Origin of the sequence: Streptomyces sp. NEAU-sy36 (genome assembly GCF_013423905.1) — a bacterium.
GTDB lineage: Bacteria > Actinomycetota > Actinomycetes > Streptomycetales > Streptomycetaceae > Streptomyces > Streptomyces misionensis.
This window is the reverse complement of the sequence record NZ_CP058977.1, coordinates 707,501-732,276: the sequence shown is the minus strand read 5'-3', so window position 1 is coordinate 732,276 and position 24,776 is coordinate 707,501. Positions and strand designations below refer to the sequence as shown.

General features: G+C 70.9%; 19 protein-coding genes and 2 rRNA genes (1 of these 21 cut by a window edge). 9 read left to right on the top strand and 12 right to left on the bottom strand.

Annotated features, from left to right (window positions below; all coding sequences use genetic code 11):
- Positions 1–52: 52 nt before the first annotated feature.
- Entirely contained in the window at positions 53–619 is a 567-nt protein-coding gene (locus tag HZZ00_RS03300) for a DJ-1/PfpI family protein (protein ID WP_180330790.1), read from the top strand.
- A gap of 51 nt (positions 620–670) precedes the next feature.
- On the opposite strand, the gene HZZ00_RS03295 is transcribed toward HZZ00_RS03300, so the two are convergent.
- Both HZZ00_RS03295 and HZZ00_RS03290 read right to left on the bottom strand, forming a co-directional pair.
- A complete protein-coding gene (locus tag HZZ00_RS03295; RefSeq protein WP_180330789.1) occupies positions 671–1,339 on the bottom strand; it encodes an HAD family hydrolase in 669 nt (222 codons plus the stop codon).
- Positions 1,340–1,396: 57 nt separating this feature from the next.
- Positions 1,397–1,909 carry a hypothetical protein gene (locus tag HZZ00_RS03290; protein WP_180330788.1) on the bottom strand — a complete coding sequence of 171 codons (513 nt, stop codon included), beginning with the start codon at positions 1,907–1,909 and terminating at the stop codon, positions 1,397–1,399.
- Between the two features lie 304 nt (positions 1,910–2,213).
- Here HZZ00_RS03290 and HZZ00_RS03285 point away from each other — a divergent pair, with 304 nt between their 5' ends.
- Positions 2,214–2,714 (top strand): Rv3235 family protein, encoded by a 501-nt coding sequence (locus tag HZZ00_RS03285; protein ID WP_180330787.1) that lies wholly within the window; start codon positions 2,214–2,216, stop codon positions 2,712–2,714.
- A gap of 80 nt (positions 2,715–2,794) precedes the next feature.
- Here HZZ00_RS03285 and secA read toward each other — a convergent pair whose 3' ends face one another.
- Positions 2,795–5,608 (bottom strand): preprotein translocase subunit SecA, encoded by a 2,814-nt coding sequence (gene secA, locus HZZ00_RS03280; RefSeq protein ID WP_180330786.1) that lies wholly within the window; start codon positions 5,606–5,608, stop codon positions 2,795–2,797.
- 254 nt (positions 5,609–5,862) lie between these two features.
- Here secA and HZZ00_RS03275 point away from each other — a divergent pair, with 254 nt between their 5' ends.
- Both HZZ00_RS03275 and HZZ00_RS03270 read left to right on the top strand, forming a co-directional pair.
- On the top strand, positions 5,863–6,435 hold the full coding sequence (locus tag HZZ00_RS03275; RefSeq protein ID WP_180330785.1) for a GNAT family N-acetyltransferase: 573 nt from the start codon (positions 5,863–5,865) through the stop codon (positions 6,433–6,435).
- Positions 6,436–6,483: 48 nt separating this feature from the next.
- Positions 6,484–7,659, top strand: a complete 1,176-nt coding sequence (locus HZZ00_RS03270) for a winged helix-turn-helix domain-containing protein (RefSeq protein ID WP_180330784.1) — start codon at positions 6,484–6,486, stop codon at positions 7,657–7,659.
- A 27-nt stretch (positions 7,660–7,686) separates the two neighbouring features.
- Here the strand turns inward: HZZ00_RS03270 and HZZ00_RS03265 are convergent, their stop codons facing one another.
- The 7 genes from HZZ00_RS03265 to mtnA all read right to left on the bottom strand — a co-directional run bounded on the left by HZZ00_RS03265 (position 7,687) and on the right by mtnA (position 16,533).
- Entirely contained in the window at positions 7,687–8,442 is a 756-nt protein-coding gene (locus tag HZZ00_RS03265) for a response regulator transcription factor (protein ID WP_070022665.1), read from the bottom strand.
- Between the two features lie 204 nt (positions 8,443–8,646).
- A complete protein-coding gene (hpf, locus tag HZZ00_RS03260; protein WP_107409311.1) occupies positions 8,647–9,339 on the bottom strand; it encodes a ribosome hibernation-promoting factor, HPF/YfiA family in 693 nt (230 codons plus the stop codon).
- Between the two features lie 313 nt (positions 9,340–9,652).
- Positions 9,653–10,519: a ComF family protein gene (locus HZZ00_RS03255; protein WP_257585640.1), complete on the bottom strand. Its 867-nt coding sequence runs from the start codon at positions 10,517–10,519 to the stop codon at positions 9,653–9,655.
- Positions 10,520–10,648: 129 nt separating this feature from the next.
- Positions 10,649–12,475 carry an LpqB family beta-propeller domain-containing protein gene (locus HZZ00_RS03250; RefSeq protein WP_180330783.1) on the bottom strand — a complete coding sequence of 609 codons (1,827 nt, stop codon included), beginning with the start codon at positions 12,473–12,475 and terminating at the stop codon, positions 10,649–10,651.
- Complete coding sequence (gene mtrB, locus HZZ00_RS03245) at positions 12,465–14,567, bottom strand: MtrAB system histidine kinase MtrB (RefSeq protein WP_180330782.1); 2,103 nt, start codon at positions 14,565–14,567, stop codon at positions 12,465–12,467. The genes HZZ00_RS03250 and mtrB overlap by 11 nt, the downstream gene beginning before the upstream one ends.
- A 1-nt stretch (position 14,568) precedes the next feature.
- Positions 14,569–15,258: a two-component system response regulator MtrA gene (mtrA, locus tag HZZ00_RS03240; RefSeq protein ID WP_187279108.1), complete on the bottom strand. Its 690-nt coding sequence runs from the start codon at positions 15,256–15,258 to the stop codon at positions 14,569–14,571.
- 144 nt (positions 15,259–15,402) lie between these two features.
- A complete protein-coding gene (gene mtnA / locus HZZ00_RS03235; protein ID WP_180330781.1) occupies positions 15,403–16,533 on the bottom strand; it encodes an S-methyl-5-thioribose-1-phosphate isomerase in 1,131 nt (376 codons plus the stop codon).
- 140 nt (positions 16,534–16,673) lie between these two features.
- On the opposite strand from mtnA, the gene HZZ00_RS03230 reads away from it, so the two are divergent.
- The 5 genes from HZZ00_RS03230 to HZZ00_RS03210 all read left to right on the top strand — a co-directional run bounded on the left by HZZ00_RS03230 (position 16,674) and on the right by HZZ00_RS03210 (position 22,296).
- Positions 16,674–18,029, top strand: coding sequence for a hypothetical protein (locus HZZ00_RS03230; RefSeq protein WP_180330780.1), 1,356 nt, complete (start codon positions 16,674–16,676; stop codon positions 18,027–18,029).
- Positions 18,030–18,153: 124 nt separating this feature from the next.
- On the top strand, positions 18,154–18,807 hold the full coding sequence (locus HZZ00_RS03225; RefSeq protein ID WP_180333371.1) for a DUF4129 domain-containing protein: 654 nt from the start codon (positions 18,154–18,156) through the stop codon (positions 18,805–18,807).
- Positions 18,804–19,997, top strand: a complete 1,194-nt coding sequence (locus HZZ00_RS03220) for a DUF4350 domain-containing protein (RefSeq protein WP_180330779.1) — start codon at positions 18,804–18,806, stop codon at positions 19,995–19,997. Before HZZ00_RS03225 ends, HZZ00_RS03220 begins: the two co-directional genes overlap by 4 nt.
- Positions 19,997–20,986, top strand: a complete 990-nt coding sequence (locus tag HZZ00_RS03215; protein ID WP_180333370.1) for a MoxR family ATPase — start codon at positions 19,997–19,999, stop codon at positions 20,984–20,986. Before HZZ00_RS03220 ends, HZZ00_RS03215 begins: the two co-directional genes overlap by 1 nt.
- Positions 20,986–22,296: a DUF58 domain-containing protein gene (locus HZZ00_RS03210; protein ID WP_180330778.1), complete on the top strand. Its 1,311-nt coding sequence runs from the start codon at positions 20,986–20,988 to the stop codon at positions 22,294–22,296. Before HZZ00_RS03215 ends, HZZ00_RS03210 begins: the two co-directional genes overlap by 1 nt.
- Positions 22,297–22,393: 97 nt before the next feature.
- Here HZZ00_RS03210 and rrf read toward each other — a convergent pair.
- Positions 22,394–22,510 (bottom strand): 5S ribosomal RNA (gene rrf / locus HZZ00_RS03205).
- 72 nt (positions 22,511–22,582) lie between these two features.
- Positions 22,583–24,776, bottom strand: a 23S ribosomal RNA gene (locus HZZ00_RS03200); it runs 924 nt beyond the window's last position.

Sequence of the window (24,776 nt, the reverse complement as noted above, 5' to 3'; positions counted from 1 at the left end):
GCCGCACCCTGGGAACGACCAGGAGCCTGTCCCTGTCCGGAGGAGCGCCGACATGCCCGCGAAGATCCTCATCGTCACCGGTGACGCAGCGGAGTCCCTGGAAGTCCTCTATCCCTACCAGCGGCTGCGCGAGGAGGGCTACGGCGTCGACATCGCGGCCCCCACCCGGAAGACGCTCCGCTTCGTCGTGCACGACTTCGAGCCCGGCTACGACACCTACACCGAGAAGCCCGGCTACACCTGGCCCGCCGACCTCTCCTTCGCCGAGGTGGACCCCGGGGAGTACGTCGCGCTGGTGATCCCCGGCGGGCGGGCCCCCGAGTACCTGCGCAACGATCCCGAACTGCGCAAGATCCTGAAGGCCTTCTTCGACGCGGACAAGCCGGTCGCCCAGATCTGCCACGGCCCGCTGCTCACCGCCGCGATCGACACCCTGCGCGGCCGGCGCGTCACGGCCTACCCGGCGCTGGAGCCCGACATGCAGGCGGCCGGCGCGAGCTTCCAGGACACGGAGACGGTGACCGACGGCACGCTGGTCTCGGCGCGGGCCTGGCCGGATCACCCCGGCTGGATGCGGGAGTTCATCAAGGTGCTGCGCGCCAAGGCCCCGGTGAACTGAGGGGCGGGCGCGGGGCGCCGGGGGCCGGGCAGGGGCCGTCGCGACGTCCGGTCAGACGGCTATGCCCTGCGCCACCTCGACGGCCTCCGCCAGCGTGTCCACCACGGGTACGCCGACCTCCTCCAGACTGGCTCTGCTGTGCGAGCCCCCGGTGTACAGCACGGCTCCGGCGCCGACGTGCCGTGCCGCGACCGCGTCGTCCGCCGCGTCCCCGATCACCACCGTCCGCCCCGGGTCGACCGACCCCGCCAGCCGGGACAGGTGGCGCACCATGTGCTCCGCCTTGCTCCCGCCGGACGGACCGGTGCGCCCGTCCACCCGGACGAAGTGCTCCTCGATCCCGAACCCCCGCACGAGCGGCACCAGTTCCTCGTGCCCGTACATGCTCAGCAGCGACTGGCTGTGGCCCGCCGACCGCCACCCCAGCAACAGCTCCGCAGCGCCGTCGGTCAGCGCGCACCGCGCCCGCCACTCCGTGTAGTACCGGTGGAAGACGCCGTCCATCAGCTCCCACTCGGAGTCGGTCGGCAGCCGCCCCATCAGCCGCTCGTAGAACTTCGGCACGGGCACGCAGTACAGCGCCCGGTACTGCTCCAGCGTGATCGGCGCCAGCCCCAGCTCCGCGAACGCGGCGTTGGTCGCCCCGATGATCGCCTCGTTGTCGTGGAAGAGCGTGCCGTTCCAGTCCCAGACGATGTGCGCGCTTGCCTGCTTCCCCATGCCCAAGACCGTACCCGGCCCCACTGACAATCCGGCCGGCACGCCCGTTTCGCCTGGTCAGCGCCGTCCGACGAGGTTGGGGATCTCCTGCGTGGCGAACCACAGCAGCTCGTGGTCGTCGGCGCCGTCCACCACGAACTGCGCGTCGTCGTCCCCGTCGTCCGCCGCCGCCAGCGCCCGCGCCGCCGCGGTCACGTCCTGCTCCGCGTCGTCGGCGTCGACGTGGACCGCCGCCGCCTTGGCGAGCGGCACGGTCACGTTCACGGTCACCTCGCCCAGCGCGGCCGGGTCGAGCCCGCGGTCCGGGTCGACGGTGGCGGCGCCGTCGGCGACGTCCACGGCCACCACGACCCGGCGCCGGGGCGCGTCGGCGTCGGCGGCGAGGAGCCGCAGGGAGGCCAGCGCGGCCCGGCCGAGCGCGGCGTACTCCAGTTCCTCGATGTCGTCGGAGAGGTACCACTCGCGCAGCGCGGGCGTGACGGCGTACGCGAGGAAGGGGCCGGCCCCGAGCTCACCCGTCCGGTGCGCCTCGGCGAGGCCGGGGAGGGTCAGGGGGACGTAGACGCGCATGCTGGCCGCTCTTTCCTGGTCATGGGCTCCCCCGCCGTCCGGAGGGCCTTCAGGATACGTGCGGCTGTCCCCTTTCGGGTCCCTGCCCGCACCCCGTGAACGTCAACCCCACGGGCCGTTCCTCACCCGGTGCACCCGCTTGATCCCGGGCCCCGCACCCTTGTCCATCCCCCTGTCCGGTGACCCTTCCCGCCCCCTCGCCACCGGGGCCCGCCTCCTTGCCGCGCGCTCCCCGGCCCCGTACAAGAGCCCCACCAACTGGTTACCGCCCGGTATCCCCCGGGCCCGCCGAACGGGGACCCCCATGAACAAGGTCATGAGCCGCACCCCTCACCCGCGTCCGCGCCCCCGCCACCGCCCGCCGACCCGCCACGACACCCGCCGGCCCGCCGGCGCCCCGCCCCGCACCCCCGCGAGGCGCACGGCGCCCCCGCAGCCGCCCCGTACGGTCCCCGCCGAGACCGCCGGGCGGTCTCGCCCCACCGATGTCTTCGCGGACCGTCTGCTGGCCGTCCTGAGCGGTCAGCGCCCTGTGCACTGGATGCTCCGCCACACGGCCGGCCGCGCCTACGACGATCTGGCCCGCCTCGCCGCCCGCCGCCCGCTGCGTGCCCGCGGCACCCGCCCGGTCGTCCGGGACATCGGCTACTACGTCGCCGGCGAGGGCGCCCTGGAGGTCTTCGCCCGCATCGCCGCCGGCGACCAGCTCCGTGCCCTGGCCTTCCGGCTGGAACTCGGCCAGGACCTGCGCTGGCGCTGCACCGCCGTGGAGACCGGCCCGCAAGGCCGGGCGGTCACCTCCTGACTCGGGCGCGCCACGCCTGCGACGGCACGCGAAAAGGGCCGGGTCCCCGAGGAACCCGGCCCTTGTTCAGGCGCTGCGCGTCACTTCTTGCGACGCCGCCCGCCCTTCGCCTGCTTACGGCGCTCCGCCCGGGTCAGCCCGTCCGACGCGGAGCGCACCGGGCCGTCGTCCTCCAGGTCCCGCTCGACGACGCCGCCCTCACCGTCCACCGTGGGCGCGGAGAAGTGCAGGTCCCGGCGCTGCGGGACGTCGAGCCCCTTCGCGCGGATCTCGGGACGGCCCGCGCCCGCCTGCGCCGGCACCGCGTCCTGGGCGCCCTCGCCGACCGGCTCGGCCTCCTCGACCGGCACCTCCTCGACCTGCTGCTCCACCTGGACCTCCAGGTTGAACAGGTAGCCGACGGACTCCTCCTTGATGCCCTCCATCATCGCGGTGAACATGTCGAAGCCCTCGCGCTGGTACTCGACCAGCGGGTCCTTCTGCGCCATCGCGCGCAGGCCGATGCCCTCCTGGAGGTAGTCCATCTCGTAGAGGTGCTCGCGCCACTTGCGGTCGAGGACCGACAGCACGACCCGCCGCTCCAGCTCGCGCATGATCTCGGAGCCGAGCTGCGCCTCGCGGGCCTCGTACTGCTCGTGGATGTCCTCCTTGATGGACTCCGAGATGAACTCGGCGGTCAGACCCGCCCGGTCGCCGGCCGCGTCCTCCAGCTCCTCGATGGTGACCTTCACCGGGTAGAGCTGCTTGAAGGCGCCCCACAGCCGGTCCAGGTCCCAGTCCTCGGGGAAGCCCTCGGCGGTCTCCGCGGCGACGTACGCGTCGATGGTGTCGTCCATGAAGTGCTGGATCTGCTCGTGCAGGTCCTCGCCCTCCAGCACGCGCCGGCGCTCGCCGTAGATGACCTCGCGCTGCCGGTTGAGCACCTCGTCGTACTTCAGGACGTTCTTGCGGGTCTCGAAGTTCTGCTGCTCGACCTGCGACTGCGCGGAGGCGATCGCGCGGGTGACCATCTTGTTCTCGATCGGCACGTCGTCCGGCACGTTGGCCATGGACATCACGCGCTCGACCATCTGTGCCTTGAACAGGCGCATCAGGTCGTCGCCGAGGGAGAGGTAGAAGCGGGACTCGCCGGGGTCGCCCTGACGGCCGGAACGACCGCGCAGCTGGTTGTCGATGCGCCGCGACTCGTGCCGCTCGGTGCCGAGGACGTAGAGGCCGCCGAGCGCCTCCACCTCCTCCTTCTCCGCCTTGACGGCCTGCTCGGCCTTCTCCAGGGCGGCGGGCAGGGCCGCGGCCCACTCCTCGATGTGCTCCTCGGGGTCGAGGCCGCGCTGGCGCAGCTCCGCCTCGGCGAGGTCCTCGGGGTTGCCGCCGAGCTTGATGTCCGTACCACGGCCGGCCATGTTGGTGGCGACCGTCACGGCGCCCTTGCGGCCGGCCTGGGCGACGATCGACGCCTCACGCTCGTGGTGCTTGGCGTTCAGCACCTCGTGCTGGATGCCCCGCTTGCTGAGCTGCTGCGAGAGGTACTCGGACTTCTCGACGGAGGTGGTGCCGACGAGGATCGGCTGGCCCTTCTCGTGCTTCTCGGCGATGTCGTCGACGACCGCCTCGAACTTGGCCACCTCGGTGCGGTAGATCAGGTCGGACTGGTCCTTGCGGATCATCGGCTTGTTGGTCGGGATGGGGACCACGCCGAGCTTGTAGATCTGGTGGAACTCGGCGGCCTCGGTCATCGCCGTACCGGTCATGCCGGAGAGCTTCTTGTAGAGGCGGAAGAAGTTCTGGAGGGTGATGGTGGCGAGCGTCTGGTTCTCGTCCTTGATCTCCACCCCTTCCTTCGCCTCGATCGCCTGGTGCATGCCCTCGTTGTAGCGGCGGCCGGCGAGGATACGGCCGGTGTGCTCGTCGACGATCATGACCTCGCCGTCGATGACGACGTAGTCCTTGTCCTTCTTGAACAGTTCCTTCGCCTTGATGGCGTTGTTCAGGTAGCCGACGAGCGGGGTGTTCACCGACTCGTAGAGGTTGTCGATGCCCAGCCAGTCCTCGACCTTGCTGACACCGGACTCGTGGATCGCGACCGTGCGCTTCTTCTCGTCGACGTCGTAGTCGCCGGTCTCCTCGACGCCCTTGAGCGGGTTGCCCGCCTCGCCCTTCTTCAGGCGCAGGACCAGCTTGGCGAAGTCGCCGTACCACTTGGTGGCCTGGTCGGCCGGGCCGGAGATGATCAGTGGGGTACGCGCCTCGTCCACCAGGATGGAGTCGACCTCGTCCACGATGGCGAAGTTGTGGCCGCGCTGCACCAGCTCGTCCTTCGACCAGGCCATGTTGTCGCGCAGGTAGTCGAAGCCGAACTCGTTGTTCGTGCCGTAGGTGATGTCGCAGTTGTACTGCTCGCGGCGCTGGGCCGGCGTCATGCTGGCGAGGATGACGCCGACGTCGAGACCCAGGAACTTGTGGACGCGGCCCATCATCTCGGAGTCGCGCTCGGCCAGGTAGTCGTTGACCGTGACGATGTGCACGCCGTCGCCGGACAGCGCGTTCAGGTATGCGGGGAGGGTGCCGACGAGCGTCTTGCCCTCACCGGTCTTCATCTCGGCCACGTAGCCGAGGTGCAGCGCGGCGCCGCCCATCAGCTGCACGTCGTAGTGACGCTGGCCCAGGACGCGCTTGGCGGCCTCGCGGACGGTGGCGAACGCCTCGGGGAGCAGGTCGTCCAGGCTCTCACCGTCGGCGTACCGCTGCTTGTACTCATCGGTGAGGGCCCGCAGCTCGGCGTCGGAGAGGTCGACGAAGTCCTCTTCGATGGAGTTGACCTGGTCCGCGATGCGGTGCAGCTTGCGCAGGATCTTGCCTTCGCCTGCACGCATGATCTTCGAGAGGACGGACACGGGGGCTGGTCTCCTTGCCGGTCGGGCCTGGGACGGTCGGTTTTCCATGTGACGTACTGAGCAACGGCCATCGTATGCGAGGACCCGGCCGCGCCGGGAGGGCCTGGCGTCCCGGCCACTGCTTCATCCGGGACAACGGACGGGGTATCCGGATAGTGCCGCATCCGCGCAGGGAATTGTGCGAAATGTGATCGCGTGCTCACGGATCGCGGAAATCGATGGCCCTTGCGGGACGATACGAGCAGAATCGGCCGATGGAACCCGTCACGCTCACCACCGGCCGGCTGCGGCTGCGCGCCGTCGGCCCCGCGGACACCGAGGCGGTGTTCGAGGCCGCCCAGGACGCCGACATCCAGCGCTGGACCACGATCCCCTCCCCGTATCTGCCGGAGCACGCCCGCGGCTTCACGCACGAGACGGTCCCGGACGGCTGGGCCCTGGGTTCGATGTTCACCTTCGGGATCTTCCTCGCCGGCGGAGAGCTGGCCGGCATGCTCAGCCTCACGATGCACGCGCCGGCCACCGCGGAGATCGGCTTCTGGGCCACCAAGGAGCACCGCGGCCACGGCTACGTCACGGAGGCCGTGCTCACCGCCTGCCGCTGGATCTTCACCGACCGGGGCGTCGACCGTGTCGAGTGGCGCGCCGAGGTCGGCAACCACGCCTCGCGCGCGGTGGCCGAGCGCGCCGGCTTCGCCCTGGAGGGCACCCTGCGCTCCGCGATCAGCAACAAGGGGGTGCGGCGGGACTGCTGGGTCGGCTCCCTGCTCCCCTCGGACCTCGGCCTGCCGTCCACCGCCCCGTACCTGCCGGGCCCGGTGAGATGACCGGGGCCCGGCACGCGTTGTCAGTGCCGGCGTCTATCGTCCGCAGACATGACGACCCTGCCGCGCCCGACCACCACGCTCACCGCGGACGACGCCCGCCGCATCGCCCTGCGGGCCCAGGGACTGCTCGGCGCGCCCGACCGGCGCGCCGGGGTCCGGGGGGTGCTGCGCCATCTCGGCGCGGTCCAGCTCGACACCATCTCCGTCCTGGCGCGCTCCCATGAACTCGTGCCGTACGCCCGCCTCGGCGCGGTCGGCCGCAAGACGGTCGAGAACGCCTACTGGAAGGACGTGCACGCTTTCGAGTACTGGTCGCACGCGGCCTGCATCCTGCCCATCGAGGAGTGGCCGCACTTCGCCTTCCGCCGCCGCGCCTACCGCAACCGCCCGCACTGGAACCACGAACTCCCCGACGGCACCTACGAGCAGGTCGTCAAGCAGCTGCGCGTCGAAGGCCCGCTGACCGCGACCGAGCTGGGCGGCGCCAAGCGCACCAGCGAGTGGTGGGACTGGTCCGGCACCAAGGTCGCGGTGGAACGGGCGCTGATGTACGGCGAGGTGGTGTGTGTCGAGCGGCGCGGCTGGAAGCGGGTGTACGACCTCGCCGAACGCGCCGTCCCCGCGGAACTGCTGCACGACGAGCTGGACGACGCCGAGTGCCTGCGCCGCCTGGTGCGGCTGGCCGGCGAGTCCCTGGGCGTGGGCACCCGCGCGGACATCGCCGACTACCACCGGCTCAAGGGCGAGCAGGTGGACGCGGTGATCGCGGACTCGGGTCTGGTGCCGGTCGAGGTCGAGGGCTGGGGGAAGCCGGCCTGGGCGGATCCGGCGGCCCTGGCGGCACCACCGCGCGGCCGCCACCGCACCACCCTGCTGTCCCCGTTCGACTCGCTGATCTGGGAACGGGCGCGCACGGAGCGCATCTTCGGCTTCACCCACCGCCTGGAGGCGTACGTCCCCAAGCCCAAGCGGGTGTACGGCTATTTCGCGATGCCGGTGCTCGCGGGCGGCCGGCTGGTCGGGCGTGTCGACCCCGCGAGGGAGGGCCGCGCCCTGGTCGCCCGGCAGGTCACCCTGGACGGCCCCAAGGCGGTCCCGGCGGTCGCCCAGGCCCTGGTCGAGGCAGCGACCTGGGTGGACTGCACCGACGTCCGGGTGGAGCGGGTGGACCCGCCCGCCCTGCGCGGCCCGCTGACCGCGGAACTCGCGCGCACCCTCGGGTGAGGCCGCGGCGCCGGGCGGGTCTACCGGTCAGCGGATCTCCAGGATCTTCTCCCGCATCGCGTAGACCACGGCCTCCATCCGGGAGTGCAGCTGGAGCTTCTCCAGGATATTGCGGACGTGGTTCTTCACCGTGTTCTCCGAGATGAACAACTCCTTGGCGATATCCCGGTTGTTCATGCCGGTGGCGACGAGTTTGAGGACTTCCAGCTCACGGTCCGTCAACCGGGGCGCCGGCACCAGCCGGCGCTCGTCGGTGCGCTGGATCATCGACTTGAACTCGGTGAGGAGTTTCGACGCCATGGACGGGCTGATCTGCGACTGCCCGTCGGCGACCGCGCGAATGGCGGTGGCCACCTCGTCGGTGGAGATCTCCTTGAGCAGATATCCGGTGGCGCCCGCCTTGATCGCGTCGTAGAGGTCGGCCTCCTCGTCGCTGATCGTCAGCATGATGATCTTCGCGCTGGGGGCGACCTCCTTGATGGAGGTGCAGGCCTCGATCCCACCGCGCCGGGGCATCCGGACGTCCATCAGCACGATGTCCGGCAGCAGGTCGGCCGCCTTGTCCACGGCCTCGGCGCCGTCCCCCGCCTCACCGACGACCTGGATGTCCTCCTCGGCCGCGAGCACGATCTCCAGTCCGCGCCGGAACAGGGCGTGGTCGTCCACCACCAGGACTCTGATCGGTTCCCCGCGTGGCGGGCCCCCGTCGGGGGCCGTGCCGAGTACACCGTCGTCGGTGTCGTCGGCCTCCTCGCTCCGCATCGGTCCGAAGGTGTCCGCCATCGTTCCTCCCCCTGAAGGCTGTGGCCTGTGTGGTCCCGTGCCATCGCCAACCCAAGGCAGCGGCCCACCGGTTGGGCCCTTGCGGCCATGATTTCATGCCGGGACGGCACCGAGGCGCCGTGCGCGGCGCGAACCGGTCGCACACTGGTGCCCCGGGGGCGCACGCGCGCTCCAGGGGCACCGGTTCGGCTTCGGCCCGGGCGGTCAGCCGCCCAGCGTGCCCCCTGCCGCGGGGGGCTGCGCCTCGGCGACCATCGGGTCGGTGCTGAGGTGGATCACGCCGTAGTCGTAGGCGTGACGCCGGTAGACGACGCTCGGCTCCTTCGTCTCGGAGTCGACGAACAAGTAGAAGTCGTGGCCGACCAGTTCCATCTCGTAGAGGGCCTGGTCCAGGCTCATCGGGGAGGCGACGTGGGTCTTCTCGCGGACGACCAGGGGGCCTTCACCCTTGACCTCCAGCGAGCCGATCTTCTTGGTCGGCACTCCGTCCGTCTCCTCCTCCCCCACGGGGAGGCCGTTTCCGTTCAGTGTCGCCACACCAGGGACGTGGTCGGGAACCTCCGCCGCCGAGATCCGGCGCGCGCCACGGCGCGAGAACCGCTTGTCGTGCTGCTTGCGCAGCCGCGCCTCCAGCTTCTCCGCCGCCAGGTCGAGTGCCGCGTACGGATCGCTGGCCGCCGCCTCCGCCCGGATGACCGGGCCACGGGAGCGGAGCGTGATCTCCACCCGGTCGCAGCGGTCGGCCTGTCGGGGGTTGGGCTCCTTGGACACCTCGACGTCGAGGCTGATCACCTTGCCGTCGAGCTTCTGGATCTTCTCCAGCTTCAGCTTGTCGGCCACGTGCTTGCGGAACCGCTCGGGCACCTCGGTCTTGCGGCCCTTGACGACGATGTCCACGCAGAACTCCGTTCCCGGATCGCTCCGCTGCTTCGGCGGAGCATCTCCCTTTCGCACCAGGTCCGGTGAGCACCGGACCTCGGACTTGGTGACGTCCACCTCCTCCTCCCCCATGGGCGGGATCTCCAGCCCACCGGCGCGGGTGAATTGCGGAAAACCCGCGGCGCGGCATTCGGATATGAGAGGTGTGGCCTGCGCCTTTCCTCACAACCGAACATATCTCGCCCGGACGGATGTCGTCACCCTCTACCGCGGTGTACCTCCGTTCAGGTGCATTGACCCTCTCAGTACCTGCAACGATGCCGGTCCGCAGTCAGTTCCCGGCTATTTCGAAGGTGTCCCGCGGAGCGGCGATCACGGCCGCATACGAGGGCGCGCCAAGGGCGTTCACCGCCGCGTTTTTCACTGCACCGTGCACCCACTTCCCCTTCTCCGGTCGCGTTCCGGTCTGTCGTTCTTCCCTTCCTTCCCGAGTTGCGTTCTCGTACACGGGCCTTGTGGACCCATTTCCCCTCCCCCGGCACAAGACGGTCCCCTCCCGCAGGGCTCGCGCCGCCTCCGCGAGCGTGGCACCGGTGGTGACGAGGTCGTCGACCAGCACCACCCGGCCGCCGCCGAGCAACCGCTCACCGCCCTTGGCGATCTCCAGCGCGCCCGCCAGGTTCGCCAGGCGCCGGCGCGCGTTCAGCCCGGCCTGGTCCGCCACGGGTCTGCGCTGGCGCAGCACCGCCGCCACCCGGGCCGGGGTCCCGGTGCGCCGCAGCTCGCCGGCCGCCGCGAGCGCCATCCGCCGCACCGGATCGTGCCCCCGCGCCCGCACGGCCCACCGCGCGGAGGGCACCGGCACGAGTACCACGGTCCCGGGCACCCCGAACGCCCCTGCCGGTCCGCCCAGGCCCGCCCGCACGGCACCCGCCACGGCCGCGCCCAGCGCTCCGGTGAGCGTCAGCGCGCCCCGCTCCTTGTGCGCGAGGAGGAGCGCCCGCACCGCCTCCGCGTAGGGCGCCGACGCGTACACCACCGGCAGTCCGGGCGGTTCCGGCAGCGGCCGCACCCGCCGGGGCGCGCCCCCGGCCAGTGCGGTCCGGCACCGCGGGCAGAGCGTCGTACGAGGTGCCCCGCAGCCCGCGCAGTCGGTCGGCAGCACCAGGTCGGTGAGGTCCCGCCACCACCCGCGCATGGCCACCACTGTGCCAAGGCCCGGGCAGGCCCACCACCCCTGTGGACAACGGCCTGTGGACAACTCGCGGGGCCGACGCGGGACGGCGCTGACCTGCACAAACCCCTGGTGGCGGCGCGGCCTCGACGCTCAGCCGGGATAGACCGGTGCCGTTCCGTCCTTGTCGACCTTCTGCCACTGCGCCCCGCTCGGCAGCCGTACGATCCCGTCGTCCGAGTAGGCCACCAGCGGCACCCGGTCGTCCTCGGACGCGGTGATCGCCTTCACCCCGGGCAGCGCGCCGGGCGCGGGACCGTCCAGGGTGGCGCCGTCGACCTGCACGTACCGCATCTGCTGCACGCCGCCCTGCTCCTGGCCGACCACCAGCAGTCTGCTGTCACCGGCCCAGGTCATGGCGCTGACCTGCTCCAAGTCGGGCGCCGCGGAACGGAGTTCGACCACCGAGGGGCCCTCGCCGGTCCGGTCGTCGCGCTCGATCCGGCCGATCAGCAGCGACTGCTTGCCGTTCTTCTCCACGACCAGCGCGACGCGCACGCCGTCGGCGGCCACCCGGACGTCCTTGATGTCCCCGGGCAGATCCGGCACGGCGACCCTCTCCGCCTTGGCGACGCCGCGCTCCACGACGTACAGCGCCTGGGCGCCGCGGTCGGCCACCCACAGGTCGCCGCGGGCGTCCCAGCTCGGGGTGGTCAGCCGCTCGTCGGGGGTCGCGCCCTTGCTGGTGACCAGCGCGGTGCCGAGCGTGCCGTCCGACGTCAGCGGCGTGACGTGCAGCGACGCGCCGTCGTCGTCGACCGCGGCCACGCTGTGCTCGTCCCGCGACACCGCCACCGACTGGAGCGTCCGGTCGCCCTCGCCGAGCACGCCCGGCACCGGCACGGAACCGGTGCCGGTGCTCCCGCTCGGCATCCGCACCAGCCGGCGCTTGCCGTCGACGTAGTACAGGTATTCGGGCCGCTTCACCGACCCGTGCCACGCGGCGGACTCGGCGCGCTCCTCGGTGAGGTCGCACAGCCGGTGGCCGCCGATCCCCTGGAGTTCGACGGACTCCAGGGTCGGGGCCAGGTTCCGCAGGGTGAACAGCACCTGGGTGGCCATCTCGGTGCACTTGGCCGCGGAGACCTGGGACTCCTTGAGGTTCAGGGGCACCGTCAGCTGGTTCTGGTCGTCCGGCGCCAGCCCGGAAACGCCCTTCTGCAGGGCCGTGCCGGTCGGGAAGCTGGAGCGGACCACCGGACCGAGCCAGCTGGTCGGCCCCTTCAGCAGCGACGCGACCATCTGCGTCATCGGGTCGACCTTGCTGCGCACGAACACCGGATCGGCGACCGCGACCGGTTCCCCGGCAGCCCCGACCGACGTGCCGGAGGCGAAGTAGTACTTGTCGACGGACGTGTAGTTGCGCTGGAAGTCCGACTTGCCCATGACCACGCCGTCGGGCAGCTCGTCGATGCGCCACTGCCCGGTCTTGGCGTCCCGCACGAGGTGCACCTTCTTGCGGTAGGTGCCGTCGGCGGGCTGGTACGCCTGCCGGGCGTCGACCGTGGCCACCCGGCTGCCGGTGAGCACACAGGTGATGCTGTTGGTCACCTCCCGGTTGCCGGCGCGGCAGTCGGTCTCGATGCTCGGCCCGTTCGCGAGGACCGTGGCGGACTGCTCCGGCCGCCAGGTGCGCGCGGCATCGGTCGTCAGGTACTTGCGCGCGGTGTCGTACGCGGGGTCGTCGCTGGTCAGCGCCTCCAGGAAGCCCTGCATGATCTCGCCCGGGGTGGCGTCGTCGGCCGGTGGCATGGCGAACACGCGCACTCCGGTGTCCTGCCGGGGCGTGGACTCCACGTCCCGCAGATCCCCGCTGTCGGGCATCGAGGCGCACCCCGCCAGCAGAACGACCCCCAAGGCGGTGTACGCCGCCGCGCGCCATGGCCGCCGCCGGGCGCCCCCCTCGCGGTCAGCGCCCACGAAATGCCTCCCCTGGCTCGGTCGGGTCCTCCGGGCGCGCCGGTTCCGGCCGGGGCTCCGGTCGTACGGGATCAGGACGTACGGGATCGGGTCGTCCGGGTTCGGGCCGTACGTGCCGGGGCACCACGCGCGCCCCGTTGCCGTTGCCCGGCAGTGCGGTCGGGTCGGCGGCGGGCGCGACCGGGGCGCGCGGCGGCAGCGCGGGCGGATGACCGCCGCCCTGCTGTGCCGGAACGGTCGCCCGCTTCTCCGCGCCCGCACGGCCCGTACCGGACCCGTCCAGGCCGCGGTTGCGGCGCGAGTCCTTGGGCTCCAGCGGTATCGGCGATCCCCGCAGCGGCTCGTCCGCGGTCCGGGGCAGCGTCAGCCGGAACTGCGACCCGCCGCCCGGCTCGCCCCACGCCTGGAGCCAGCCACCGTGCAGCCGCGCGTCCTCCAGGGCGATCGACAGCCCGAGACCGGTGCCGCCCGTGGTGCGCGCGCGTGCCGGGTCGGCCCGCCAGAAGCGGCTGAACACGCGGGTCGCCTCGCCGGGCTTGAGCCCGACGCCGTAGTCGCGCACCGCGACGGCGACCGCGCCGCCGGCCGCGGCCATCTTCACGACGACGTCCCTGCCCTCGCCGTGCTCGACGGCGTTGACGACGAGGTTGCGCAGGACCCGCTCCACCCGCCGGGCGTCGGCCTCGGCGACCACGGGCTGCTGGTCGCCGACCACGCGTATCCGCGTGCCCTTGCGCTCGGCGAGCGGCTCGGCGCCGCCGACCACACGCCGCACGACCTCCCTGAGATCGATCGGCTCGGCCTCCAGCGCCGCCGCGCCCGCGTCGAAGCGGCTGATCTCCAGCAGGTCGGCGAGCAGCGACTCGAACCGGTCCAGCTGGTCGGCGAGCAGCTCGGCGGAGCGCGCGGTCACCGGGTCGAAGTCCTCGCGCGCCTCGTGGATGACGTCGGCGGCCATGCGCACGGTGGTCAGCGGGGTGCGCAGTTCGTGGGAGACGTCCGACACGAACCGGCGCTGCATCCGCGACAGGTCCTCCAGCTGCTGGATCTTGCCCTGGAGGTTCTGCGCCATCTTGTTGAAGGCCTCGCCCAGGCGCGCGATGTCGTCCTCGCCGGTGACCTTCATCCGCTCCTGGAGACGCCCGGCCGACAGCCTCTCCGCGATCCCGGCCGCCATCCGCACCGGCGTGACGACCTGCCGCACCACCAGCCACGCGATGGCGCCGAGCAGGACGACCACGAACAGCCCGGCGGTCGCCAGGGTGCCCTTGACCAGGCTCAGCGACTTCTCCTCCTGCGTGAGCGGGAAGAGGTAGTACAGCTCGTACGGCCGTCCGTTGGGGTCGTTGACCTGCTTGCCGATGACCAGCGCGGGCTGGGAGTCCTTGCCGTTGGAGTAGACGATCCGGGTGTAGCTCTGCGCGGCCGTCGTCCCGCTGTTGACCCGGTCGCGCAGATCGGCGGGGACGCTGGAGGTCGGGTTGACGTTCCCGGAGCCGCGCGGGCTGCGGCCGCCGCCGCTGTCGTCACCGACGGGCAGCGTCACCACGTCGAAGGCGCCCGCGCCACCGCTGGACAGCGACTCCACGAGGTCGCTCATCCACTGGATGACGTTCTGCGTCGGCCGTCCGTCCGCACCCGTGGTGCCGTCCGTACTGCCGTCGGCGGTGGCGGGCGCGGTGTCCGCACCCGTGCCGTTGGTGCCGGACGCCTCGTCGGCCCGCTGCTTGGCCACCGCGAAACCGCCCGTGGCCTGGCTCTGCGAGGCCCGCACCTTCGCGTCCAGCAGGCCGTTGCGCACCTGCCCGATCACCACGAAGCCGAGCAGCAGGACCACGCCCAGCGACATCACCAGAGTGGTGGCGACGACCCTGAGCTGGATGTTGCGCCGCCACAGGCGCATCACCGGCAACAGCGGCCGGCGCACCCAGCGCAGGAAGAGCCGCAGGACCGGGCTGCCCTGCACCCCGTCCTGCAACAGCCCGCCCTCGAAGAGCTGCCTGACGCGCGCACCCGCCGCCGTCCGGCCGACAGGCCGCTGCGGACGGTCTCCGGGCATGCCGGAATCCGAAGCGGCACTGTCCCCGGACATGTCAGCTCGGCCCGGCCTTGTAACCGACACCACGGACGGTCACCACGATCTCCGGCCGCTCCGGGTCCTTCTCGACCTTGGAACGCAGCCGCTGCACATGGACGTTGACGAGGCGGGTGTCGGCGGCGTGGCGGTACCCCCACACCTGTTCGAGCAGCACCTCGCGCGTGAAGACCTGCCAGGGCTTGCGGGCGAGCGCGACCAGCAGGTCGAACTCCAGCGGGGTCAGCGCGATCGACTGCCCGTCCCGCTTCACCGAGTGCCCGGCCACGTCGATGACCAGGTCACCGATGGTCAGCTGCTCCGGCGCCGGCTCCTCGGACCGCCGCAGCCGCGCCCGGATCCGCGCCACCAGTTCCTTCGGCTTGAACGGCTTGACGATGTAGTCGTCCGCGCCGGACTCCAGGCCCACCACGACATCGACGGTGTCGCTCTTGGCCGTGAGCATGACGATCGGCACTCCGGACTCCGCCCGGATCAGCCGGCACACCTCGATGCCGTCCCGTCCGGGCAGCATCAGGTCGAGCAACACCAGATCGGGCTTGCTCTCACGGAACGCGGCCAGCGCCTTGTCGCCGTCGGCTACGAAAGACGGCTCAAAACCTTCACCACGCAGCACGATGCCGAGCATCTCGGCCAGTGCGGTGTCGTCGTCGACGACAAGGACTCGTCCCTTCATAAACGACATCATCCCATTCTCGTAACAGTGACAGAGGCGCTGGTGAGCGAGGTCACTGGCCGGTGACGATAGTCGTACGGGGCCGTCACTGTCTGCCCCCGGCCGTCTCGCGCAGCGGTACCGCGGCGCCGGACCGGGCCCGGCGCCGCGCGCCGCTCAGCCGGTCGCCGCGGCGCACATCGCCGCGAGCGCCTCCCTGGTCACGGGCGACACGGCACCCTCCTCGGTCACGATCGCCGTCACCAGCTCGGGCGGTGTCACATCGAACGCCGGGTTGTACGCCTGCGTGCCCAGCGGCGCCACCGGGACCCCGCCGCCGGCCCCGGTCACCTGCGCCTGCGGCGTCATCACCTCGGTCACCTCGAAGCCGGCGCGCTGCTCGACCTCGATGGCCGACCCGTCCGGGGTGGCCATGTCGATCGTGGTCAGTGGTGCCACCACGATGAACGGCACCTGGTGGTGGCGGGCGAGCACGGCGAGCGGATAGCTGCCCACCTTGTTCGCCACCGAGCCGTCCGCCGCGATCCGGTCCGCGCCGATCAGCACCGCGTCCACCTCACCCGCCGCGAACAGGGAGCCCGCCGCGTTGTCGGTGAGCAGCGTGTACGCCATCCCGTTGCGCGCCGCCTCGTACGCCGTCAGACGCGCCCCCTGGAGCAGCGGACGCGTCTCGTCCACCCACAGCCGCCGCAGCCGCCCCTCACGATGCGCCGCGAGCGCCACCGCGAAGGCCGTGCCCTCACCGCCCGAGACCAGCGCCCCGGTGTTGCAGTGGGTCAGGATCCGGTGACCGCCGCCGGGCAGCAGCTCGCCCAGCAGCGCCAGACCGTGAGCCGCCATCCGGGCACTGGCCTCGGCATCCTGCCGGTGCAGCGCCCGCGCCGCGGCCAGCGCCGCCTCCGCCGCCGCGGCCGGCTCACCGCTCCTGGCCAGCTCGGCCTCGTGCGCGGCCAAGGCCCGGCGCACCCCGACGGACAGGTTCACCGCGGTCGGCCGGGCGGCCTCCAGCGCCTGTGCCGCCTCGGGCACGTCGAAGCCGCGCGCGGCGGCGAGCGCGACGCCGTACGCCCCCGCGATCCCGAGCAGCGGCGCCCCGCGCACGGCGAGCGAACAGATCGCCTCCACCAGCGCCGGTGCGTCCGTGCACACCAACTCCACCTCTTCCACGGGAAGCCTCGTCTGGTCGAGGAGGACCAGTACGGGACCTTCGGGTGGTTCCTCCCATCGGATCGCCGGTATTCCGGACGGCCGTTCGTCCCCGCCGCTTCGTGCCTGATGATCAGCCATGCGGTCAGTCTGCCCCGGACACCGCGGACAACTGAAGGCATCCAGCCTTCCCCTCGCCCGCTCCCGCCTTGACCGACCCATGGCACGATGTCTGCCAACCTGCCGCCGCGACCGCGGACGGGCACCGAGAAGGAGCATCGATGACTGACACTCCGGGCTGGGCCTCGCCCGGATCCGACCCGACGCCCGAGGGACGGGAGCCCGGCGCGTCCGACCCGGCCGACCACCCCGGAACCGGTTCCGGCGCGTCCGCGCCGCAGCCGGGCGCGCAGCCGCAGGGCCCAGGCGCGCAGTGGTCCAAGGAGCAGCCGGCGGCCGGCCAGTGGTCCGCGCCCACCGGAGCCCCCGGCCCCGGTCAGACCCCACCGCCCCCGCCGCCCGGCCCCGGCTGGGGCGGCCCCGGGCCCGGCATGCACGGCGGCTACGGAGCGCCCCCCGGCGGGTACGGCGGCTACGGCGTACCCGGTGGTTACGGAGCCTGGGGCGGTGGCTGGGCCCCGCCCGCGGCCAAGCCCGGAGTCATCCCGCTGCGCCCGCTCGGCGTCGGCGAGATCCTCGACGGCGCCGTCTCCACCCTGCGCACCCACTGGCGCACGGTCCTCGGCATATCCCTGACGCTCGCCGTGGTCACGGAGATCGCCACGATCCTCCTGCAGCGCTACTTCCTGAACAACACCGCCACCCAGGACACCCTGAACGATCCGAGCACCTCGGCCGCCGACGCCTTCCGCGTCATGGGCGAGTCCCTCCTCGGTACCTTCGTCCTGTCCCTGATCACCCTGATCGGGACGCTCATCGCCACCGCCATGCTGACGAGCGTGACCAGTCGCGCCGTCCTCGGCCGGCCGGTCAGCCCGGGTGAGGCCTGGCGGGAAGCCCGCCCGCAGGTGTGGAGGCTGTTCGGCCAGCTGCTCCTGCTCGGACTCATCGGCGTCGGCGTCATGCTGGGCGGCGCGGTCCCCGGCATCATCGGCTTCCTCGCCGGCAACGAGAACGTCGGCATCACACTCCTCGTATTCGGCCTGCTCGCCGCGTTCGTCGTGCTCATCTGGCTGACGGTGCGCTTCTCGCTGGCCGCGCCCGCGCTGATGCTGGAACGCCAGGGCATCGTGCAGTCGCTGCGCCGCTCCACCAAGCTGGTGCAGGGCTCCTGGTGGCGCATCCTCGGCATCCAGCTGCTCGCCGGGCTCATCGTCGGCATCGCCAAGGTCGTCATCTCGATCCCGTTCACCGTGGCCGCGCTGATCGCGGGCGGTGACGGCCTGGCCGGCTTCCTCGGCGAGAACGGGGCGCACGTCAGCTGGACCTTCCTGCTGATCAGCGGGATCGGCGCGGTGATCGGCACCACCATCACGCTGCCGATCTCCGCCGGCGTCACCGTGCTCCTCTACGTCGACCAGCGCATCCGCCGCGAGGGCCTCGATCTGGAACTGGCCCGCGCCGCCGGTGTCCAGGGCGCCGCCACCGGCGCCCCCGGCCCCGTCCCGCGGAGCTGACGGGGTGATCTTCACGGGGGGAATCGCCACGGCGCCGGACCCGCTCGGCGCCGTGGCAACGGCCGTCCACGGCCTGCTGCGCGCGCCGGTCACCGCCGTGCTGGCCGCGGGGGGCGGGCCGCCGGTGACCGACCCACGCGATCCCGCGCGGGAGGCGGCCCGGCGCGAGCTGGCCAAGCGCATGTACCACGAGAACGACCCCGGCCTGGTCTCACGCGCCCTGAAGGCACTGTGGAACTGGCTCGACGGGCTGTTCGGCTCGGCCGCGCCCATGGCCCCCGGTGGCTCGGTCGGCCTGTGGGTCGTCGTGCTGTTCGTCGTCGCCGTCCTGGCCGCCCTGTGGTGGCGCCTGGGCTCCCCCGCCCGCCGCGTGCCCCGGTCCGCGGCGGTCCTGTTCGACGACGGCCCGCGCAGCGCCGCCGAGCACCGCGCCGCAAGCGAGGCGCACGCGGCCCAGGGCCACTGGAGCCAGGCCGTCCAGGAACGCATGCGGGCCGTCGTCCGCGCCCTGGAGGAGCGCACCGTACTCGACGCCCGCCCGGGCCGGACCGCCGACGAGGCGGCCGCCGAGGCCGGCCGCGCCCTGCCCGCGCACCTCGACCGGCTGCGCGCCGCCGCCCGCGAGTTCGACGACGTGACGTACGGCGGACGCGGCGCGAGCGAGCAGTCGTACCGCCGCCTCGCCGAACTCGACCGCGACCTGGAACGCACCAGGCCCGCCCACGCCGACAGCACGGCCGACACGGCCCGAAGCACCAGCCAGGGGGCCGCCGAGTGACCACCGCAGCCGCGCCGCCGACCACCTCCACCGCGCCCACGGCCCGCGCCCTGTGGACCCGCACCCGGGGGATCGCCCTCGCCGTGGTGCTGCTCCTCGCCGGGGCCGTCGTCCTGGCCGCCGTGCGCTCCACCGAGCGGCACGGGGAACTGGACCCGCGCTCCGCCGACCCCACCGGCAGCCGCGCCGTCGCCGAGCTGCTGGCCGAGCGCGGGGTCACCACGCGCGTGGTCGGCACCCTCGACGCGGCCCGCGCCGCCGCCGGCACCGACACCACCCTCCTGATCGCCGTCCCCGACCTGCTCACCCGCGGCCAGCAGACCGCCCTGCACCGGGCGACCGCCGCCTCCGGCGGGCGCACCGTCCTGGTCGCCGCGAGCGGCTGGTCCGTCGAACGGCTAGCCCCCGGGGTCGTCGCCGACCCCGCCGACAGCCTCGACACCACCCTGACCCCCCACTGCAACCTGCCCGAGGCGCGCCGCGCGGGCAGCGCCGACACCGGAGGCATCCGCTACACCACCACCCGGAGCGGCGCCCAGGGCTGCTACCCCAGCGACCGGCTCGCCACGCTGCTGCGGCTCCCCGCGGCGTCCGGGGGCGACACCGTGGTCCTCGGCGCGCCCGACATCCTCTACAACGACCGCCTCGACAAGCAGGGCAACGCGTCGCTCGCCCTGCAACTCCTCGGCTCCCGCCCCCATCTGGTCTGGTACCTCCCCTCGCTCTCCGACGACTCCGCCGCGGACAACGCCGACGGCGAGAGCTTCCTCGACCTGCTCCCATCAGGCTGGCTGTGGGCGACCCTCCAGCTCTTCATCGCGGCCGTCCTCGCCGCCTTCTGGCGCGGACGGCGCTTCGGGCCCCTCGTGCCCGAACGCCTCCCCGTCGCCATCCGGGCCTCGGAGACCACCGAGGGCCGCGCCCGCCTCTACCGCAAGGCCAACGCCCGCGACCGCGCGGCCGCCGCTCTCCGCTCCGCCACCCGCACCCGCCTCGCCCCTCTCGTCGGGCTGCCCGCCGCCCAGGCGCACACGCCCGAAGCCCTGCTCCCCGCCCTGTCCGCCCGCCTCACCGGCGAAGGACAGGACCTGCGCTCCCTGCTGTTCGGGCCGCCGCCCGGCGACGACACGGCCCTGATCGCACTGACCGACCAACTCGACGCCCTCGAAAGAGAGGTACGCCGTTCATGATGGACCCGACCACCGACATCGCCGCGGGGACCGAGGCCGCGGCCGATCCCCGCGCCGCCCTGGAAGCCCTGCGCGCCGAGATCGCCAAAGCCGTGGTCGGCCAGGACCCCGCCGTGACCGGTCTCGTCGTCGCCCTCCTGTGCCGCGGACACGTCCTGCTCGAAGGCGTCCCCGGCGTGGCCAAGACCCTGCTCGTCCGGGCCCTCGCGTCCGCCCTGGAACTCGACACCAAGCGGGTCCAGTTCACCCCCGACCTGATGCCGAGCGACGTCACCGGCTCCCTCGTCTACGACACCCGTACCGCCGAGTTCTCCTTCCAGCCCGGCCCGGTCTTCACCAACCTCCTGCTCGCGGACGAGATCAACCGCACCCCGCCCAAGACCCAGTCCTCCCTCCTGGAGGCCATGGAGGAACGGCAGGTCACGGTGGACGGCACGCCCCGCCCTCTTCCCGAGCCGTTCCTGGTCGCGGCGACCCAGAACCCGGTCGAGTACGAGGGCACCTACCCGCTGCCGGAAGCCCAGCTGGACCGGTTCCTGCTCAAGCTGACGGTGCCGCTGCCGTCCCGCCAGGACGAGATCGACGTCCTCACCCGCCACGCCTCGGGCTTCAACCCCCGTGATCTGCGGGCGGCGGGCATACGACCGGTCGCCGGCCCCGCCGACCTCGAGGCGGCCCGTGCCGCGGTCGCCGGCACGACCGTCTCACCCGAGATCACGGCCTATGTCGTGGATATCTGCCGTGCCACCCGTGAATCCCCCTCGCTCACCATGGGTGTGTCCCCCCGCGGGGCCACCGCCCTCCTGTCCACCGCCCGGGCCTGGGCCTGGCTGACGGGCCGGGACTACGTCATCCCCGACGACGTCAAGGCCCTCGCCCTGCCGACCCTGCGCCACCGCGTCCAGCTCCGCCCGGAGGCGGAGATGGAGGGGGTGACGGCCGATTCCGTCATCGACGCCGTCCTCGCCAACGTCCCGGTCCCGCGCTGATGGCCCTCACCGGACGCGCCGCCCTCCTGGCGGCCCTCGGTTCCATCCCCGTCGGCATCCTGGATCCCGGCTGGACGGGCATCCTCGCGGTCAACGGCCCGCTGGCGCTGGCCTGCGCCTGCGACTTCGCGCTGGCCGCGCCGGTACGCCGCCTGGTGCTCACGCGCTCCGGCGACACCACCGCACGCCTCGGGGAAGGCGCCGATGTCACGCTCACCGTAACCAACCCGTCGCGCCGTCTCCTGCGGGCTCGGCTGCGGGACGGCTGGCCGCCCAGCAGTTGGCCGCCCGGGACGGAGGTCGAGTCGTCCCGGCACCGCCTGACCGTGCCTCCGGGCGAGCGCCGGCGGGTGACGACCCGGCTGCGCCCCACCCGCCGCGGCGACCGCGAGGCCGATCGCGTGACGATCCGCTCCTATGGTCCCCTCGGGCTGTTCTCCCGCCAGGGCGCCCACCGGGTGCCCTGGACTGTACGGGTTCTGCCCCCGTTCACGAGCCGGAAGCATCTTCCGTCGAAACTCGCTCGATTGCGTGAACTCGACGGTCGCACCAGCGTCCTGACGCGTGGTGAGGGGACGGAGTTCGACAGCCTCCGGGAGTACGTGCCCGGTGACGACACCCGCTCGATCGACTGGCGGGCAACGGCACGGCAGTCCGCGGTCGCCGTGCGCACCTGGCGCCCGGAGCGGGACCGGCACATCCTTCTGGTGCTGGACACCGGCCGCACCTCCGCCGGGCGAGTGGGCGACGTCCCGCGCCTGGACGCCGCCATGGACGCGGCCCTCCTCCTCGCGGCCCTCGCCTCCCGGGCCGGCGACCGCGTGGACCTCCTCGCCTACGACCGCCGGGTACGGGCCCTGGTCCAGGGCAGATCCGCCGGTGAGCTGCTGCCGTCGCTCGTGGGGGCGATGGCCATGCTCGAACCGGAGATCGTGGAGACCGACAGCCGCGGCCTGACCTCCATGGCCCTGCGTACGGCACCGCGGCGCTCCCTGGTCGTGCTGCTGACGACGTTGGACGCGGCCCCGGTGGAACAGGGCCTGCTGCCGGTTCTGCCCCGGCTGACGCAAAGGCACACGGTACTGGTCGCCGCGGTGGCCGACCCGCACATCGCGCGGATGGCCAAGGCGCGGGGTAGTGCGGAAGCGGTGTACGAGGCCGCTGCGGCGGCCCAGGCTCAGGACGAACGCCGGCGCACCGCCGACACATTGCGTCGACACGGTGTCACCGTCGTCGATGCGACACCGGAAGAGCTGGCGCCCGCTTTGGCGGACGCCTATCTGGCTCTGAAGGCGGCGGGCCGGCTCTGAGTGCTGTCGGTCCGTCGCCCTTCGGGGCGTCGGATAAAACTCCCCTGAAACGCGGAAAACCCCCGCACCAACGGTGCGGGGGTTCCCCTCAAAAATTGTTCGGCGGCGTCCTACTCTCCCACAGGGTCCCCCCTGCAGTACCATCGGCGCTGTGAGGCTTAGCTTCCGGGTTCGGAATGTAACCGGGCGTTTCCCTCACGCTATAACCACCGAAACACTATGAAACTGACAACCAGCACAATGGTTGTTCGTGGTTTCAGAACCAACACAGTGGACGCGAGCAACTGAGGACAAGCCCTCGGCCTATTAGTACCGGTCACCTCCACCAGTTACCTGGCTTCCAGATCCGGCCTATCAACCCAGTCGTCTACTGGGAGCCTTACCCCATCAAGTGGGTGGGAGTCCTCATCTCGAAGCAGGCTTCCCGCTTAGATGCTTTCAGCGGTTATCCCTCCCGAACGTAGCCAACCAGCCATGCCCTTGGCAGAACAACTGGCACACCAGAGGTTCGTCCGTCCCGGTCCTCTCGTACTAGGGACAGCCCTTCTCAAGACTCCTACGCGCACAGCGGATAGGGACCGAACTGTCTCACGACGTTCTAAACCCAGCTCGCGTACCGCTTTAATGGGCGAACAGCCCAACCCTTGGGACCGACTCCAGCCCCAGGATGCGACGAGCCGACATCGAGGTGCCAAACCATCCCGTCGATATGGACTCTTGGGGAAGATCAGCCTGTTATCCCCGGGGTACCTTTTATCCGTTGAGCGACGGCGCTTCCACAAGCCACCGCCGGATCACTAGTCCCGACTTTCGTCCCTGCTCGACCCGTCGGTCTCACAGTCAAGCTCCCTTGTGCACTTACACTCAACACCTGATTGCCAACCAGGCTGAGGGAACCTTTGGGCGCCTCCGTTACCCTTTAGGAGGCAACCGCCCCAGTTAAACTACCCATCAGACACTGTCCCTGATCCGGATCACGGACCCAGGTTAGACATCCAGCACGACCAGACTGGTATTTCAACGACGACTCCACAACCACTGGCGTGGCCGCTTCAAAGTCTCCCAGCTATCCTACACAAGCCGAACCGAACACCAATATCAAACTGTAGTAAAGGTCCCGGGGTCTTTCCGTCCTGCTGCGCGAAACGAGCATCTTTACTCGTAGTGCAATTTCACCGGGCCTATGGTTGAGACAGTCGAGAAGTCGTTACGCCATTCGTGCAGGTCGGAACTTACCCGACAAGGAATTTCGCTACCTTAGGATGGTTATAGTTACCACCGCCGTTTACTGGCGCTTAAGTTCTCAGCTTCGCCCCACCGAAGTGAAGCTAACCGGTCCCCTTAACGTTCCAGCACCGGGCAGGCGTCAGTCCGTATACATCGCCTTACGGCTTCGCACGGACCTGTGTTTTTAGTAAACAGTCGCTTCTCGCTGGTCTCTGCGGCCACCCCCAGCTCGAACAGCAAGTGCTCTCACCAGGTGTGGCCCCCCTTCTCCCGAAGTTACGGGGGCATTTTGCCGAGTTCCTTAACCATAGTTCACCCGAACGCCTCGGTATTCTCTACCTGACCACCTGAGTCGGTTTAGGGTACGGGCCGCCATGAAACTCGCTAGAGGCTTTTCTCGACAGCATAGGATCATCCACTTCACCACAATCGGCTCGGCATCAGGTCTCAGCCGTATGCAAGGCGGATTTGCCTACCTTGCGGCCTACACCCTTACCCCGGGACAACCACCGCCCGGGATGGACTACCTTCCTGCGTCACCCCATCACTCACCTACTAACCGCTTGGTTCAGCGGCTCCACCACTCCCCTTCACCCGAAGGATCCAGGACGGCTTCACGGCCTTAGCATCACGATGCTCGATGTTTGACGCTTCACAGCGGGTACCGGAATATCAACCGGTTATCCATCGACTACGCCTGTCGGCCTCGCCTTAGGTCCCGACTTACCCTGGGCAGATCAGCTTGACCCAGGAACCCTTAGTCAATCGGCGCACACGTTTCTCACGTGTGAATCGCTACTCATGCCTGCATTCTCACTCGTCAACCGTCCACAACTACCTTCCGGTGCTGCTTCACCCGGCAGACGACGCTCCCCTACCCATCACAGCAGGCGTTGGCCCTCATGCTGCAATGACACGACTTCGGCGGTACGCTTGAGCCCCGCTACATTGTCGGCGCGGAATCACTAGACCAGTGAGCTATTACGCACTCTTTCAAGGGTGGCTGCTTCTAAGCCAACCTCCTGGTTGTCTGTGCGACTCCACATCCTTTCCCACTTAGCGTACGCTTAGGGGCCTTAGTCGATGCTCTGGGCTGTTTCCCTCTCGACCATGGAGCTTATCCCCCACAGTCTCACTGCCGCGCTCTCACTTACCGGCATTCGGAGTTTGGCTAAGGTCAGTAACCCGGTAGGGCCCATCGCCTATCCAGTGCTCTACCTCCGGCAAGAAACGCACGACGCTGCACCTAAATG

Coding starts and splice junctions, on each gene's coding strand:
- HZZ00_RS03300 (WP_180330790.1), top strand. CDS start 53: ATGCCCGCGAAGATCCTCATCGTCACCGGTGACGCAGCGGAGTCCCTG.
- HZZ00_RS03295 (WP_180330789.1), bottom strand. CDS start 1,339: ATGGGGAAGCAGGCAAGCGCGCACATCGTCTGGGACTGGAACGGCACG.
- HZZ00_RS03290 (WP_180330788.1), bottom strand. CDS start 1,909: ATGCGCGTCTACGTCCCCCTGACCCTCCCCGGCCTCGCCGAGGCGCAC.
- HZZ00_RS03285 (WP_180330787.1), top strand. CDS start 2,214: ATGAACAAGGTCATGAGCCGCACCCCTCACCCGCGTCCGCGCCCCCGC.
- HZZ00_RS03275 (WP_180330785.1), top strand. CDS start 5,863: ATGGAACCCGTCACGCTCACCACCGGCCGGCTGCGGCTGCGCGCCGTC.
- HZZ00_RS03270 (WP_180330784.1), top strand. CDS start 6,484: ATGACGACCCTGCCGCGCCCGACCACCACGCTCACCGCGGACGACGCC.
- HZZ00_RS03265 (WP_070022665.1), bottom strand. CDS start 8,442: ATGGCGGACACCTTCGGACCGATGCGGAGCGAGGAGGCCGACGACACC.
- HZZ00_RS03255 (WP_257585640.1), bottom strand. CDS start 10,519: ATGCGCGGGTGGTGGCGGGACCTCACCGACCTGGTGCTGCCGACCGAC.
- mtrB (WP_180330782.1), bottom strand. CDS start 14,567: ATGTCCGGGGACAGTGCCGCTTCGGATTCCGGCATGCCCGGAGACCGT.
- mtrA (WP_187279108.1), bottom strand. CDS start 15,258: ATGATGTCGTTTATGAAGGGACGAGTCCTTGTCGTCGACGACGACACC.
- mtnA (WP_180330781.1), bottom strand. CDS start 16,533: ATGGCTGATCATCAGGCACGAAGCGGCGGGGACGAACGGCCGTCCGGA.
- HZZ00_RS03230 (WP_180330780.1), top strand. CDS start 16,674: ATGACTGACACTCCGGGCTGGGCCTCGCCCGGATCCGACCCGACGCCC.
- HZZ00_RS03215 (WP_180333370.1), top strand. CDS start 19,997: ATGGACCCGACCACCGACATCGCCGCGGGGACCGAGGCCGCGGCCGAT.
- HZZ00_RS03210 (WP_180330778.1), top strand. CDS start 20,986: ATGGCCCTCACCGGACGCGCCGCCCTCCTGGCGGCCCTCGGTTCCATC.